14 protein-coding genes are annotated in these 14,218 nt (G+C 61.8%); 5 read left to right on the top strand and 9 right to left on the bottom strand.

Translation table 11 applies throughout. The annotated features are described in order from the left end of the window. Positions 1–97: 97 nt before the first annotated feature. From ACN5AZ_RS02060 to ACN5AZ_RS02045, 4 genes are all read right to left on the bottom strand, one after another. Positions 98–2,458 carry a TRAP transporter large permease gene (locus ACN5AZ_RS02060; protein ID WP_419427181.1) on the bottom strand — a complete coding sequence of 787 codons (2,361 nt, stop codon included), beginning with the start codon at positions 2,456–2,458 and terminating at the stop codon, positions 98–100. A 14-nt stretch (positions 2,459–2,472) separates the two neighbouring features. Continuing rightward, positions 2,473–3,378 carry a TRAP transporter small permease subunit gene (locus ACN5AZ_RS02055; protein WP_419427180.1) on the bottom strand — a complete coding sequence of 302 codons (906 nt, stop codon included), beginning with the start codon at positions 3,376–3,378 and terminating at the stop codon, positions 2,473–2,475. Positions 3,379–3,485: 107 nt separating this feature from the next. Continuing rightward, on the bottom strand, positions 3,486–4,571 hold the full coding sequence (locus tag ACN5AZ_RS02050; RefSeq protein ID WP_419427179.1) for a TRAP transporter substrate-binding protein: 1,086 nt from the start codon (positions 4,569–4,571) through the stop codon (positions 3,486–3,488). A 166-nt stretch (positions 4,572–4,737) separates the two neighbouring features. After that, positions 4,738–5,625, bottom strand: a complete 888-nt coding sequence (locus ACN5AZ_RS02045; protein ID WP_419427178.1) for a LysR family transcriptional regulator — start codon at positions 5,623–5,625, stop codon at positions 4,738–4,740. 141 nt (positions 5,626–5,766) lie between these two features. Between ACN5AZ_RS02045 and ACN5AZ_RS02040 the strand changes: the two genes are divergently transcribed. Next, positions 5,767–7,179 (top strand): cache domain-containing protein, encoded by a 1,413-nt coding sequence (locus ACN5AZ_RS02040; RefSeq protein ID WP_419427177.1) that lies wholly within the window; start codon positions 5,767–5,769, stop codon positions 7,177–7,179. Continuing rightward, positions 7,176–7,823, top strand: a complete 648-nt coding sequence (locus ACN5AZ_RS02035; RefSeq protein WP_419427176.1) for a response regulator transcription factor — start codon at positions 7,176–7,178, stop codon at positions 7,821–7,823. Before ACN5AZ_RS02040 ends, ACN5AZ_RS02035 begins: the two co-directional genes overlap by 4 nt. A gap of 9 nt (positions 7,824–7,832) precedes the next feature. Here the strand turns inward: ACN5AZ_RS02035 and ACN5AZ_RS02030 are convergent, their stop codons facing one another. After that, the gene (locus ACN5AZ_RS02030; RefSeq protein ID WP_419427175.1) at positions 7,833–8,039 is read right to left on the bottom strand and encodes a hypothetical protein; all 207 of its coding nucleotides are present in this window, start codon (positions 8,037–8,039) and stop codon (positions 7,833–7,835) included. A 601-nt stretch (positions 8,040–8,640) separates the two neighbouring features. Between ACN5AZ_RS02030 and ACN5AZ_RS02025 the strand changes: the two genes are divergently transcribed. Beyond that, a complete protein-coding gene (locus ACN5AZ_RS02025) occupies positions 8,641–10,395 on the top strand; it encodes an acetolactate synthase 3 large subunit (RefSeq protein WP_419427174.1) in 1,755 nt (584 codons plus the stop codon). A 76-nt stretch (positions 10,396–10,471) separates the two neighbouring features. After that, positions 10,472–11,032, top strand: coding sequence for an acetolactate synthase small subunit (gene ilvN, locus ACN5AZ_RS02020; protein WP_419427173.1), 561 nt, complete (start codon positions 10,472–10,474; stop codon positions 11,030–11,032). Between the two features lie 55 nt (positions 11,033–11,087). Here ilvN and ACN5AZ_RS02015 read toward each other — a convergent pair whose 3' ends face one another. Next, a complete protein-coding gene (locus ACN5AZ_RS02015; protein WP_419427172.1) occupies positions 11,088–11,498 on the bottom strand; it encodes a SufE family protein in 411 nt (136 codons plus the stop codon). Positions 11,499–11,615: 117 nt separating this feature from the next. On the opposite strand from ACN5AZ_RS02015, the gene ACN5AZ_RS02010 reads away from it, so the two are divergent. Continuing rightward, entirely contained in the window at positions 11,616–12,122 is a 507-nt protein-coding gene (locus tag ACN5AZ_RS02010) for a hypothetical protein (protein WP_419427171.1), read from the top strand. A 72-nt stretch (positions 12,123–12,194) separates the two neighbouring features. Here the strand turns inward: ACN5AZ_RS02010 and rnd are convergent, their stop codons facing one another. From rnd to ACN5AZ_RS01995, 3 genes are all read right to left on the bottom strand, one after another. Then, positions 12,195–13,349 (bottom strand): ribonuclease D, encoded by a 1,155-nt coding sequence (gene rnd / locus ACN5AZ_RS02005; RefSeq protein ID WP_419427170.1) that lies wholly within the window; start codon positions 13,347–13,349, stop codon positions 12,195–12,197. An 85-nt stretch (positions 13,350–13,434) separates the two neighbouring features. Further along, entirely contained in the window at positions 13,435–14,025 is a 591-nt protein-coding gene (purN, locus tag ACN5AZ_RS02000) for a phosphoribosylglycinamide formyltransferase (protein ID WP_419427169.1), read from the bottom strand. A 1-nt stretch (position 14,026) separates the two neighbouring features. Beyond that, on the bottom strand, positions 14,027–14,215 hold the full coding sequence (locus ACN5AZ_RS01995) for a hypothetical protein (protein ID WP_419427168.1): 189 nt from the start codon (positions 14,213–14,215) through the stop codon (positions 14,027–14,029). Positions 14,216–14,218: the final 3 nt, after the last annotated feature.

Below are 14,218 nucleotides of genomic sequence, written 5' to 3'. Positions count from 1 at the left end.
CGCTTGCCTGAATTTCACACATACATGCCGCAAACATACGAAAACGGGGCGGCCTGTTAAAGCCGCCCCGCCTTAATCCCCTATCCTTTTGAGCGTCTTAGCCGCCCAGAAGGTTCGGAACGATGGTGACGATGCTGGGGAAGGCCGCCAGCAGAATCAGCCCGACCACCTGGATCAGCACGAAAGGCAGCACACCACGGTAGATGTGACCGGTCGTGACTTCCTTGGGCGCAACACCGCGCAGGTAGAACAGCGCAAAGCCGAACGGCGGCGTCAGGAAGGACGTCTGCAGGTTCACCGCGATCATGATGGTCACCCACTTCGGATCGAAATGCGCGCCATAGATCACCGGCCCCACAATCGGCACCACGATGTAGATGATCTCGAGGAAGTCGAGAACAAAGCCCAGCACAAACAGCACCAGCATCACGATCAGGAACACCGTCCGCACATCGTCAAAGCTTTGCAGGAACTGCTGGATGTAATGCTCCCCACCAAAGGAGATCACCACAAGGTTCAGCAACTGCGATGCGATCAGAATGGTAAAGACCATCGACGTGACCTTTGCCGTCTCCCGCACCGCCGGTGTCAGCACCCCGTGTTTGTACAGGATCCAGCAGCTGAACAGCAGACCGAACAGGGCGTAAAGCCACAGCGCGTTGGCAAAGGTGAAGGCGATCCAGCTTTCCACAGACACGCTTTCGGTGTTCACCCGCAGGTCAAAGTTCACGCCAATAAGGATCAGCAGAACCACGGCCAGCGTCGACCACAGGATGATCTTGGGGCTTTCGCCGCGTTCACCCAGCTTGCGGTAGGCTGCAAGCATGATCGCACCCGCCGCACCAAGCGCCGCTGCCGGCGTCGGGTTGGTGATCCCGCCAAGGATCGAGCCAAGCACCGCCACGATCAGAACCAGCGGCGGGAAGACCACGCGCAGCAGATCGTTCTTGGACAGCAGCTTGAAGCCGTAGATCACCCCGTAGATCGTCAGCGCCCAAGGCAGGGCCATCAGGATCACGGTCAGACCGGCGGACATTTGCGGCGCGATCAGGAACCAGTCGACGACCAGACCCAGAACGATACCGGCGGCACCGATCTGCAACGGACGCGGGTTCGACGAGGGCGACACACCGCGGGCCACCGACAGGATCAGACCGAACATCACCGTCAGGATCGCGATGCCCGTGCCAATCGGCGGGGCGTTTGCGATCATCTCGGCGCGCAGGGTTGCGATTTCCTCGTCCGAGCGGCGCTCGCTTGTGGCGGCGGGTCCGGCGGCTGCGATCTCGGCCTGTTCGGCCACGGCAGTGTCCCAAGCGGACTGGCCGTGCAGCTCGATCATCGAGGCCTGACATTCCTCAGACACATTGGTGCGCAGTGAGGCGGTCTTGGCCTGATCCGAGAACGTGTCGACCTGCACCGACTGCGACCCGACGATCCCCACCTGACCCAGCAGCATCATGCCTGCAATCAGGGCAATCGGCACGCCGAGGTAGTAGGTGAAGGCCTCGCCACGGGTGACCGGCTCGCCATTGGCGGCGCCCAGTTCCACGGCAGGTGCCTTGGACGGGTTCAGCATCGCATAGCCAAAGGCATAGGCCGCATAAAGCCCCGCCAACAGGATGCCCGGCACCAGTGCTGCCTGAAACAGCGTGCCGACGGACACAACCGCAGGCTGGCCCAGATAGGTCAGCGCATCGGTACAGCCAGCGGCCTGTGCGCGCGCCTCTTGGGCCGAGGAGTACAGATCCCCCGCCAGCGTGCCCAGCAGAACGATCACGATGGAGGGCGGAATGATCTGCCCCAAAGTCCCCGAGGCCGCGATCACACCCGTCGCCAGCTCCGGCGAGTAGTTGTTGCGCAGCATGGTGGGCAGCGCCAGCAGGCCCATGGTGACCACCGTGGCCCCCACAATCCCGGTCGAGGCCGCAAGGAACGCGCCCACAACCACGATGGACACGGCCAGACCGCCGGGCAGCGGGCCAAAGACACGCGCCATGGTGGTCAGCAGGTCATTCGCGATTTTCGAACGTTCCAGCACGATCCCCATCAGGACGAACATCAACACCGCCAGCAGCGTCTCGATCGACTGGCCTGCGATGACACGCTCGTTGATCCGGTTGGTGATGCCCGCGATCACGCGCTTCATGCCGCCTTCCCAATCGCCTGCGGGGAACACCGATTCGGCGGCGACCCTTGGCAGATCGGGGTAGCGGAACATCGAAATGGTCTTTTCGTTCACGCCACTGGCCAGCAGCGCACGATAGGCATCGGACGAAGTGTCCAACGCCTGGTGGATCAGGATCCCCGCACTGTCCAGCGCGGCAATGATCCCGAAGGAAATGACCCCCGCGCCCCCGATGGCAAAGGCCACCGGAAAGCCCGACAGGATCGCGGAGAAGAGCGTCAGAAATACGATGATCAGGCCGATCTCGACGCCATCAAGTCCAAACAACATCTGTGTCAGCCTCTTTAGAGTTCTGCTTGGTCATAGGGCTCTTCGCCCTGTTCCAGCACGTCACGGTCGAGGTACTTGCCCTCGCTTTCGGGGCCTTCTTTCCACTCAAGGAACGAGCGGTAGAAAAACGCCCATGCCTGAATGAAGATCAGCGCGACCATCACCACCATCAGCACCTTGAACAGGAAGTAGGCGGTAAAGCCGTTGGGCGAGAACCCGATGGTTTCCACGTTCCAGCGCAGGATGCGCGCCTTCATCACCAGACGGTCCAGCGGATCGGTCGGGTTGACCGGCGGCACGATCAGCGAACGCCACATGAAGAACCACGTGTACATCCAGATCAGCACGGCCATCGGCAGCATGAAGATCATCGATCCGATCATGTCGATCATACGCTTGGCGCGGAAGGACACCGCCGAATACACCAGATCGACGCGCACATGGCCGCCTTGGATAAAGGTGTAGGTCAGGCACAGGGTCACAACCATCGCGTTGTAAAGCTTCAGCTCTTCGGACCACCACGACACGTCATATTGCAGCGGCAGGCCAAAGCCGAACACGATGTCGGGCCGCGCAAAGATACGCTGCATGAAGACGATGACCACCTGCTGCAGAACCATCAGCAAGCCGGCCCATGCAAACAGCCGTCCGATAGAGTTGCCGAACCATTCCAGCCCGCGCACCACGCCCCACAGGAAGCTGTTCTTCCAGACGCCGATGGCGAAGATGATCACGAAAAAGGTGAAGGCGATAAAGAAAAGCTCCACCGATGCGCCGTAATAGACAAAGCGCATGAGCGATGCCTTGTCGCTCCAGTCCAGCCATGTGGCGGGATGGGTGATCGCATAGCCAAGGTTATAGAATGCCAAGGCAAAGTTTTTCAGGATCCAGACAATCCCGAAGCCGCTGCTCTCGTCCATAAGGGTCCCCCGTTTTGCCGGTGCGGGCCGTGCGTGCGGCGCGCCGGTTCTGTCATTGCGAAAGGCCCCCGCTTGATACGGGGGCCTTTGCCTGTTGGCGGGTCAGATCAGGCGCGCAGAACGCGCTCGCGCTGTGCGACATAGGCCGCGTCGGAACGCTGGATCCACTCCGAGGACTTCTTGAGGCTGTCCTCGAAGGAGCCACGGATTTCCGCGTACATCGGATCGTCCATGTAGCTGTCCATCGCCTCGACGGAGGCGCGACCGAACAGATCCCAGACGTCGTCGCCGAATTGCATCAGCTTGACGCCCTGGCTTTCGATCCGCTTGAGCGCGGCACCGTTGTTGGCGATGCCCTGCGTGTGCGACCACTGGGTGGTAGCGATCGACGCGATCTCGATGATCTTGCGGTGCTGGTCGGACAGGTCGTTCCAGACGTCGAGGTTGAAGGCCGCGCAGAGCGCCGAACCCGGCTCGTGGAAGCCCGCGGTGTAGTAGTAGTCGCAGACTTCCTGGAAGCCGAGACGCTCGTCCGCGAACGGGCCGATCCACTCTGCGCCGTCGATGGCACCCGAGGACAGCGCCTGATAGATTTCGCCGCCCGGAATGGACTGCACGGAGGCACCGGTGTTGCCCAGAGCCTGACCGCCCAGACCCGGCATGCGGAACTTCAGACCGTTGAAGTCATCGGCAGAGTTGATTTCCTTGCGGAACCAACCGCCCGGCTGCAGGCCGGTGGTGCCGGTGAGGAAGGACTTCAGGTTGAAGATCTCGCCCAGCTGGTGGTGCAGCTCGATGCCGCCGTCCTGATAGTACCATGTGGACAGCTCGGTCGCGGTCGCGCCGAACGGCACGGCGGTGAAGTAATAGAAACCGGGGTGGTTGCCGCCAAAGTAGTAGTCGGCGGAGTGGTAGCAGTCTGCTTGACCGGAGGAGACAGCATCGAACACTTCGAAGCCACCGACGAGTTCACCGGCTGCTTTTTTGTCGATGGTCAGCGAGCCACCGGACATCGCGTTGACGGCTTCGGCGAAATAGACAGCCGCGTCATCGAAAACGGCAAAGCCGTGCGGCACGGATGTGACCATGGTCAGGGTGCGCTGGCCTTGCGCCAGAGCCGGAGCCGCCAGCGAAGACGCGGCAGCTGCACCCGCGCCCACAGTCGAGGCGCGCAGGAAAGAACGACGATCCATTATGGAATCCTCCCAGATTCGTTTTATGTACACGGGACTCCCCATCCCGTGCTTCCTCAGTGGAGTGACCCTAGAAAACGAATCCTGCCGTGGGAATACCCAATGCTACGGAGGTGGTGCGGAAATTTGACCAAACAATCGTGTTTACACAATCATAAAGTGCGTTTTACTCGCCCGCTTCGCGGATTGAGTGAGGGGCTTGCACAAATTCAGGGCGCGCGCGCAGCCAGTCGATCACTTTTGCCGTAGCGTCATGGGCCGGTTTGCCCACCGGTACACCGAGTCGGTAGGACTGCCCCGTTGACAGGGCGCCCGGCTCGACTTGTTCCAAAAGCCCCTGTTCGATCATTGGGGCTGCCAGCAGATAATCAACCAAGGCCGCGCCCTGCCCGGCCTGTGCGGCGGCCAGCGCCTCTGTCTGTGTGGCAAAGCGTAGCCCGCCCAAACGCTGCGGCCTTGGCCGCCCCATGACGTAGCAGATATACTGCGGCCACAGATCTCGTGGATCATGCAGCAAATGTGCCCCCGGCGCGCCCAACGCCTTGGGCCGCGCCACGGGAATACAGCGGATCGCGGCCAAAGGCGCCTGAGTGGATTGGAAACCTGCCGGCAGATTTTCTGCACTCAGCACCAGATCCGCATCCTTAGCGCCTGTCGTGCTAGTCTTCAGCACCACATCCGGCGCGTGACGCGCCCAATCTGCCGACCAAAGCTCCCCCCAGACCTCGACCAAGGCCGCATCAACCGCCAGACGGAAAGGCACGGTCTCTTCCTTCAACGACCCCACGGCCTCTTGCAGCAGCTCAAAGGCCTGCTGCACACGGGCATGCATCCGCCAGCCCGCTTCTGTCAGCCGCACCCCACGCGGATGGCGCTCAAACAGTGGTGCGCCGAGCTTGTCCTCCAGCCCGCGCACATGTTGGCCGACCGCCCCGTTGGTGATGCCCAAGGCATCCGCCGCCGCGCGAAAACTGCCCAACCGTCCCGCGGCCTCAAAGGCACGCAGGGCATTGAGTGGCAATTGATCGACCTCTGTCGCCATGATCCGTGTCACACTCCGATCTGTGGACAGCCTATCAGATAACCGCAGTTTTGCTGCATCATAGTTAAAATGGTGTTGAGATCCGCCAAGTCCGCGCGCAGAAACACCGCAGGCCAACTTTCCAAAGGGTAAATTTCTGCGGTAATAGCAGGCATGCCCTGGCCGCGACTCCATATATCCTATGCGCAGAAATTGTTTTTGCTGGCCTCGGTCCCGCTGGTGCTGACGGTGACGGCAATCGCGCTTTTGGTGGCAGGTCAGGCACGCACCCTTGCGGAACGCGAAATCGCCGGGCTGGAACATCAACTGCTGGAGGCCAAAAAGCGCGAGCTGCGCAACTACGTCACACAGGCGCGCAACGGGTTCTATTTCATCTACGGCTCCGCCGCCCCCGACGATGACGCTGCGAAACGGCAGGTGATGCAGATCCTCGCGGCGATGATCTATGGCGATGAGGGGTTCTTTTTCGTCTACGACTATGACGGCAACAATCTGGTGTCCCCGCGCCAGACCGACATCATCAACACCGATCAATGGGACCGCCGCGATGGCGAGGGCACCTTTGTGGTGCGCGATTTCATCGACACCGCGCGTCAGGGCGCGGGTTATGTGGAACATCTGTGGCCCAAACCCTCGACCGGAGAAGAGGCGCGCATGATCACCTATGTGACGTCCTTTCCGTCGTGGCGGTGGGCCGTGGGCACGGGCGTGTTCATCGATGACGTGCTGGACACGGTGGCCGCCGCCCGCGCCGAGACGGAGGCCCGCGTGCAGCGCACCTTTGGCTGGATCGCGGTCATCACATTCGGGTCGCTTTTGCTGGTGTTCCTGTCAGGGCTGGTCATCAACATCCGCGAACGGCGTCTGGCCGATGCCAAGCTCAAGGAGCTGACCCAGCGCGTTCTCGACACGCAGGAAGAGGAACGCGGACGCGTCGCCCGCGAGCTGCACGACGGGATCAGCCAGTTGCTGGTGGGGGTGAAATACGCGCTCGATATCGCCCGCCGCCGTCTGGCCAATGACGATCCGCGCGCAAAGGACACGTTGGAGACCGGAGCGCAGAACCTTGGCACCGCGATCCAGGAGGTGCGGCGCATCTCGCGCGATTTGCGCCCCGGCGTGCTGGACGATCTGGGGCTGGGTCCCGCGCTGAAGGCGCTGACCGATGATTTTCGCACCCGCACACAGATCGAGACGCATTTTGAAACCGTGGTCTTTCGCAACCGGCTAAGCCAAGAGGCGAAGATCGCCCTGTACCGCATCGCCCAAGAGGCGCTGACCAATGTCGAACGCCACGCGGGCGCGACACAGGTGAAACTGGATCTGCGCGGCCATCGCACCGGCGCGACCTTACGCATTGCGGATGACGGGCACGGCATGGCCGACCGCCCCCGCCCGCACAGCGGCATCGGCCTGCGCAATATGCAGGAACGGATGGATCAGCTTGGCGGCGCGCTCAGGCTGCTTTCCACCCGCAGCGGAACTGTGGTAGAGGCGCAGGTTCCACTGTCCCATCTCTTGCCGCCACAAGAAGGCAGCCCCAACACAAAAAGGCCCCCGGCATGACAATACGTGTCGTAATCGTTGACGATCATCCGCTTGTGGCCGAGGGCATCGAGGCCATTCTTGACAGCTATGATGATATAACAGTCATCGCCACGCTGGGCGACGGGCAGCAGATGATCGACCGGCTGGACGAACTGTCGCCCGATGTGATCGTGATGGATCTGAACATGCCCGGTCTGGGCGGGCTGTCGGCCACGGAGATGATTTTGGAGCAGCGGCCGGACACGCGGGTGCTGGTGCTGTCGATGCATGACACGCCGGAATATGTCTCGACCGCGCTGAGCCATGGGGCCAGCGGCTATGTCCTCAAAGACGTGCCGACCGAAGAGATCAAGGAAGCCATCGACACGGTGATGCGCGGCGAACGCTACCTGTGCACCGGGGCCGAAGGCGCGCTGACCCCGATCAACACCGGCGGGCGCGATCCGTTGACCACGCGGGAACAAACGGTGCTGTTGCAATTGGCGCAGGGAAAGTCGAACAAGGAAGTGGCGCTCGCGCTGGATATCTCTGTGCGAACGGTGGAAACCCACCGCAAGAACATCAAGCGCAAGCTGGACATCGCGACGACCGCAGGTTTGACCCGCTACGCGATGGAACACGGCGTTCTGCAGGGGACAAACGTCACGCTGTCCCCACGCTGAGCGACCGGCTTACAGGTCGATCCCGCAGCGGTCCTTGCACAGGGTTGTCTTCATCTCGAAGGACACCGGCATGATTTCTGCGTCGACGGCGGGCGCCTCGGTCAGCAGGGTCGCTGCCTTGGGCACCCCGCCCAAAGCGCAGGACATGCCGATCAGACCCATCAGGGCCACTGCCTTGGCCAAGGTGAAATCGCGGTAAAAAATGTTGCGTGCCATGTCTGTCCCTCCTCGGGGGTATGATGTCATTTGGCGTTGCGGCTCTGGTTCTTTTGTACCGCCAAGGGCTAATCCCGATCAAATCACTAAATTGCGCGCGAATGTTGCAATCGCGTCACGGCTGACAGGTGGGCGGGTTTGGCGGTAGGCTGCATACATTGATATCGCGGCGAAAATTCAAGGTTGGCGCATTTTGACGCGGCTTTTGGTGCGCACACGCACATCAGATGTGTTGAGCCGATATCGGCGCGTACTCGCACGGCAAAACCCATCACGACAGAGTTAAAATTCCGCGCAAAGCACCTCCCACGCAATAAATGGAAAAATAATCGCGGAAAAACGCGGTTTCGGGCGGTTTCGCATGTTGACGCCCCTGCCCGCCCGACATAGTGTCACCCGCGCATCAAGGAGCTTTCGGGATGAACATCCTAGTCGTCGTCGTACAGGAACAGCGCATGGGCCGGTAACGGTTTCCCTGAACAGGACCCCATGCGCCCCCGTCACCCGACCGGGGGCTTTTTTATGCCCGCAGCGCGACTTGCGCAGCAAAAGGAATCCAAGGCGGCAGCGACCGTCCAAGTGTCGAAGATCGGAGACAGTTATGACACGTCAGATGACCGGAGCGAAAATGGTGGTTCAGGCCCTGAAGGATCAGGGTGTGGACACGGTATTCGGCTATCCCGGTGGCGCTGTGCTACCGATCTATGACGAGATCTTTCAGCAAAACGAGATCCAGCACATTCTGGTGCGCCACGAACAGGGTGCCGTGCATATGGCAGAGGGCTATGCCCGATCTACCGGCAAGCCGGGCGTTGTGCTTGTGACTTCGGGGCCCGGTGCGACCAATGCGGTGACCGGCCTGACCGATGCGTTGCTGGATTCAATCCCGCTGGTGGTGCTGACCGGACAGGTGCCGACCTTTATGATCGGCTCTGACGCCTTCCAGGAGGCGGACACCGTGGGCATCACCCGCCCCTGCACCAAACACAACTGGCTGGTGAAAGAGACAGAACAGCTGTCGAAAACCATCCACGAGGCATTCCATGTCGCCACCGCAGGCCGCCCCGGCCCGGTGTTGATCGACATTCCCAAGGATGTGCAATTCGCCTCCGGCAGCTATCAGCCCAAACCGGCGGTCTCGACCCGTCACTACCAGCCGCAGCTTAAAGGTGACATGGACATGATCACCGAACTGGTCGAGGCGATCGAGACCGCCGAGAAGCCCGTTTTCTACACCGGCGGCGGTGTCATCAACTCCGGCCCCGCTGCCAGCCAGCTGCTGCGCGAACTGGTGGAGGCCACAGGCTTTCCCATCACCTCGACCCTGATGGGTCTGGGCGCCTATCCTGCGTCGGGCAAGAACTGGCTTGGCATGCTGGGGATGCACGGGCTGTATGAGGCCAACTTGGCCATGCACGGCTGTGACCTGATGATCAACCTCGGCGCGCGCTTTGACGACCGGATCACGGGCCGTCTGGATGCCTTCAGCCCCGACAGCCGAAAGGCCCATGTGGACATCGACCCCTCGTCCATCAACAAGGTCATAAAGACCGATATCCCGATTGTGGGCGACATCGGCCATGTGCTCGAAGACGTGCTGGCGCTGTGGAAGTCGCGCGGCCGCAAGGTCAACCGCGAGGCGCTGGCCAAATGGTGGGCACGGATCGAGGAATGGAAGGCCGTGGACTGCCTCGGCTACAAACCGTCAGAGACCACGATCAAGCCGCAGTATGCGCTGCAACGCCTTGAGGCGCTGACCAAGGGCATGGACCGCTACATCACCACCGAAGTGGGACAGCACCAGATGTGGGCGGCGCAATACCTTGGCTTCGAGGATCCCAACCGCTGGATGACCTCGGGCGGTTTGGGCACCATGGGCTACGGCTTCCCCGCGTCGATTGGCGTGCAGCAGGCGCACCCTGACGCGTTGGTCATTAACGTCGCCGGTGAGGCCTCCTGGCTGATGAACATGCAAGAGCTGGGGACTGCCACGCAGTTCAACCTGCCGGTGAAGCAATTCATCCTCAACAACGAACGCCTCGGCATGGTGCGCCAGTGGCAGCAGCTGCTGCATGGCGAGCGGTATTCGCACTCGTGGTCGGAATCGCTGCCCGATTTCGTCAAGCTCGCCGAGGCCTTTGGCTGCAAGGGGATCTCCGTCTCTGACCCCAAGGATCTGGATGATGCGATCATGGAGATGATCAAATACGACGGGCCTGTGGTCTTCGACTGTCTGGTGGAGAAGCACGAGAACTGCTTCCCCATGATCCCGTCGGGCGCACCGCACAACAAGATGCTGCTGGGAGACGCCAAGGCCACAAACGCCATCGCCGGCGACGGCGCGGTGCTGGTCTGATCTGGGTTGCGGGGGGCCACGCCCCCTGCCTTGCGAACGAAAAGGCGTAGACGCGCCAAACAACAGGGTCATTCACATGTCCGCTCTAAACATCAAAAAAGGCTCGTCGAAGCACTCCGCCTACAACCTGCGTCCGAACTTTTCGGATGTGACCGAAACCCACACGCTGGCCGTTCTGGTTGAAAACGAACCCGGCGTGCTGGCGCGGGTGATCGGGTTGTTCTCTGGCCGTGGCTACAACATCGAAAGCCTCACCGTGGCCGAGGTCGACCATCAGGGCCATCTGTCGCGCATCACCATTGTGACCAAAGGCACACCGCAGGTCATCGAACAGATCAAGGCGCAGCTTGGCCGCATCGTCAGCGTGCGCGACGTGCATGACCTGACCGTCGAAGGCGCGTCGGTGGAACGTGAACTGGCCCTGCTCAAGGTCCAAGGCGCGGGCGACAAACGGGTCGAGGCACTGCGACTGGCGGATATCTTCCGCGCGCAGGTGGTGGATTCGACACTGGAAAGCTTTGTCTTTCAGCTGACCGGCACGCCGGACAAGATCGACGCCTTTGCCGACCTGATGCGCCCGCTGGGCCTGATCGAGGTCGCGCGCACCGGCGTGGCGGCACTGGCCCGCGGCGCATAAAACCGGCGCTAATGCAAAGACTGGCCGGGGGACATCGGGTCTCCCGGCCGTTTTGTTAACCGGCCTCTGCGGCGGTTTCCCGGATGCGCTCGATCATGGCGCGCAACCCGTTGGAGCGCTGCGCCGACAGGTGATCGTTCAGCCCCAAGCGGCCCAATTCACCCTTGGCATCCACCTGCGGCACCTCGGCTATGGGCAGCCCGTCATACAGCCGGTGCAGCAGCGCAATCAGCCCTTTGACGATCATCGCGTCGCTGTCGCCCTGAAAATGGAACTGGCCGTTTTCCGGCGCGATATGCAGCCAGACCTGACTGGCGCAGCCTTCGACCTTGGTGGCCGGAACCTTGAGCGCCTCGGCCATCTCGGGCATGTCCTTGCCCATTTCGATCACCATGCGATAGCGGTCTTCCCAATCTTCGAGAAACTCGAAATCCTCGACCACGTTTTCGAATGCCGCCTGTGCCATATCCGTCTCCTTGCTTGCGGCACAGGTAGGCGGATGAGGGGCAAAGGTCCAGCCCTACAGGCTTTTCAAGCGTTAAGCTTTGCGATACTCCGGTGGCAATCAGGCAAGAGGCGCGCAATGCAAAAACCGATTTCCGTACTGGTGCTGTCCGCAGTGATCCTGTCAGGCTGTGGCGCTGTTCGCGATTCCCGTGCGAACCCGTTCAACTGGTTTGGCAATTCCGCGCCCGCCGCTGACCGAGTCGAAGGGGCGAGTGGCAATTCGCTGATCCCGCCACAGCGCCGCAGCATTTTCCGCGCCTCGCAGGACGACGCTTATGCGGGCAGCGATGTCGAGGCGGTGACCGGCCTGTTTATCGAACCCCGCCCCGGTGGGACGCTGGTGCGTGCGCGCGGCCAGACCCGCTATCAAGGGGCGCATGAGGTCCGGCTGGTCCAGACCTCGCCCGCGGGCAGCGATGTGTTGACCTTTGCGCTTCAGGCGGTGGATGAGCCGCGCTTGGGCGGCGGCTCCGCCACGGCCCGCACGGTCAACGCCGCCGTTTGGGTGACAAACAACGAATTGGCGGGCGTGTCGACCATCCGCGTCACGGGGCGCAGCAACGCGCAAACCGCGCGGCGCTGAACCGCTCCCCTAGAACGCAAAAGGCCCGGAACGTGCGCTGCGTTCCGGGCCTTTTGCTGACATGGGATGGGGTTACAGCTCGATCACCTGAACGGTTTTGCCCTTGGCGGCCAAGGCGATCCGGCCCTGACACAGACGCAGCGCATCCTCGCCAAAGACCTCGCGCCGCCAGCCCGACAGTGCCGGTACGTCACGCAGTCCTGCGGCAATGGCGTCAAGATCGCTGGAAGGCGCGATCAGCTTTGACGCGACGCCCGATTGTTCGGTCTTGGCCTTGAGCAACACACGCAACAGATCGGCAAGCGCAGGGTTCACCTGCAGACGGTCCCGGCTGTCCTCGACCTTGGGCAGGTCCTCTTTCGGACGGTCGACACCGGCCTTCACCGCCGCCAGAATACCGTCCGCAATGGCGCCTTTGCGCGCTTCACGCAGCAAAAGGCGGGAGCGTCCCAGATCACCGGCATTCTGCGGCTTGGTCGAGGCAAGTTCGACCAAGGCGTCATCCTTGAACACGCGGTTGCGGGGGATGTTGCGTTCCTGTGCATAGCCCTCGCGGAAGGCCGCCAGCTCTTGCACGATGGCCACGAAACGCGGGCTGTTCGACCGCGTCTTGACCCGCTTCCACGCGTCTTGCGGTTTGGTGACATAGGTGGCGGGATCGGTCAGCACGGCCAGTTCCTCGTGCACCCAACGGGCGCGGCCGCTGGCCTCGAGCTTGCCGGACAGGAATTCGTAGATCTGGCGCAGGTGCGTCACATCCGCCAGCGCATATGTCTTTTGCGCCTCGGTCAGCGGGCGGCGCGACCAATCGGTGAAGCGGCTGGATTTGTCCAACTGCTGGCGCGCAATCTTTTTCACCAGCGTCTCGTAGCCCACCTGTTCGCCAAAGCCGCAGACCATCGCGGCCACCTGCGTGTCGAACAAGGGCGCAGGAATCACACCGTGATCGATAAAGAAGATCTCGAGATCCTGACGCGCCGCGTGGAACACCTTGACGATGGTTTCATCGCGGAACAGATCCATCAGCGGATCAAGCGACAGCCCCTCGGCCAGCGGATCGACCAGAACCGCCTCGCCATCGGCACCGGGCAAGGCCAGCTGCACAAGGCAGAGTTTGGAATAATAGGTCCGTTCGCGCAGAAATTCGGTGTCAACGGTCACATAGGGCTGGCCTTTGGCACGGTCGCAAAACTGGGCAAGATCGTCTGTCGTCAAAATCGTCTGCATGCGCAGGGTAATCCGTTCTTATGTTCATCGCACGGCGGTTTGCCCGTTCTAGCGCATTTGCTGCGCGGGGGAAACGGGGTGCGATCTACGGCAAATAAAGCGTGTCCCGCGTGCCCTCGACAAAGCGGCGCAGCACCGCCGGATAAAGCTGATGCTCCATCCCCAGCACGCGCTTGGCAAGCGTGTCGGGGGTGTCGGAGGCCGCTACCGGTACGCGGGCCTGCCCTAGAACCGGCCCGTCGTCGAGCTCGGCGGTGACCTCGTGCACGGTGCAGCCCGCCTCGGTATCGCCTGCTTCCAACGCGCGGGCGTGGGTGTGCAGGCCCCGATATTTCGGCAAAAGCGAGGGATGGATGTTCAGCATCCGCCCTTCCCAAGGGGTGACAAAACCCGCAGTCAGCACCCGCATAAACCCGGCCAGACAGATCAGATCGGGTTCGAACGGGGCCAGTGCTTCCTGCAAGGCGGCCTCAAAGGCGGGGCGGTCTTTACCAAAGGGTTTGTGATCCACCGCCACCGTCGGCACGCCCATGTCGCGGGCGCGGAGCAATCCACCGGCATCAGGCTGGTTCGACAGCACCACACAAGGGCGCGCGGGGTGATCGCCGGTCATGCTTTCGACCAGCTTCACCATGTTGGACCCGCCGCCCGAGACAAAAATCGCCACTTTCGTCATGTCAGTCCTGTCGGAACGGCAAGGCGCGCGGCGTCAGATCACGCGGCGGCTGCGGGGTGTCGGGCCAATGGATCGGCGGCATCACCGCCAGAACGGGCGCGCCTTGGGTGTTGAACACCACTTCCATCTCTGCCGAGGCGGGAAGAGGTTCCACAGGCCAGTTGACCGGCATGACAGTCGGGTTCTGCATCGA

Origin of the sequence: Sagittula sp. SSi028, assembly GCF_048553715.1 — a bacterium.
Classification (GTDB): Bacteria; Pseudomonadota; Alphaproteobacteria; order Rhodobacterales; family Rhodobacteraceae; genus Sagittula.
The sequence above is the reverse complement of the archived record's forward strand: the minus strand, read 5'-3'. Positions and strand labels throughout refer to the sequence as shown.

Coding starts and splice junctions, on each gene's coding strand:
- ilvN (WP_419427173.1), top strand. CDS start 10,472: ATGTCCGCTCTAAACATCAAAAAAGGCTCGTCGAAGCACTCCGCCTAC.
- ACN5AZ_RS01995 (WP_419427168.1), bottom strand. CDS start 14,215: ATGCAGAACCCGACTGTCATGCCGGTCAACTGGCCTGTGGAACCTCTT.
- rnd (WP_419427170.1), bottom strand. CDS start 13,349: ATGCAGACGATTTTGACGACAGACGATCTTGCCCAGTTTTGCGACCGT.
- ACN5AZ_RS02050 (WP_419427179.1), bottom strand. CDS start 4,571: ATGGATCGTCGTTCTTTCCTGCGCGCCTCGACTGTGGGCGCGGGTGCA.
- ACN5AZ_RS02060 (WP_419427181.1), bottom strand. CDS start 2,458: ATGTTGTTTGGACTTGATGGCGTCGAGATCGGCCTGATCATCGTATTT.
- ACN5AZ_RS02055 (WP_419427180.1), bottom strand. CDS start 3,378: ATGGACGAGAGCAGCGGCTTCGGGATTGTCTGGATCCTGAAAAACTTT.
- ACN5AZ_RS02015 (WP_419427172.1), bottom strand. CDS start 11,498: ATGGCACAGGCGGCATTCGAAAACGTGGTCGAGGATTTCGAGTTTCTC.
- ACN5AZ_RS02035 (WP_419427176.1), top strand. CDS start 7,176: ATGACAATACGTGTCGTAATCGTTGACGATCATCCGCTTGTGGCCGAG.
- purN (WP_419427169.1), bottom strand. CDS start 14,025: ATGACGAAAGTGGCGATTTTTGTCTCGGGCGGCGGGTCCAACATGGTG.
- ACN5AZ_RS02010 (WP_419427171.1), top strand. CDS start 11,616: ATGCAAAAACCGATTTCCGTACTGGTGCTGTCCGCAGTGATCCTGTCA.
- ACN5AZ_RS02030 (WP_419427175.1), bottom strand. CDS start 8,039: ATGGCACGCAACATTTTTTACCGCGATTTCACCTTGGCCAAGGCAGTG.
- ACN5AZ_RS02025 (WP_419427174.1), top strand. CDS start 8,641: ATGACACGTCAGATGACCGGAGCGAAAATGGTGGTTCAGGCCCTGAAG.
- ACN5AZ_RS02040 (WP_419427177.1), top strand. CDS start 5,767: ATGCCCTGGCCGCGACTCCATATATCCTATGCGCAGAAATTGTTTTTG.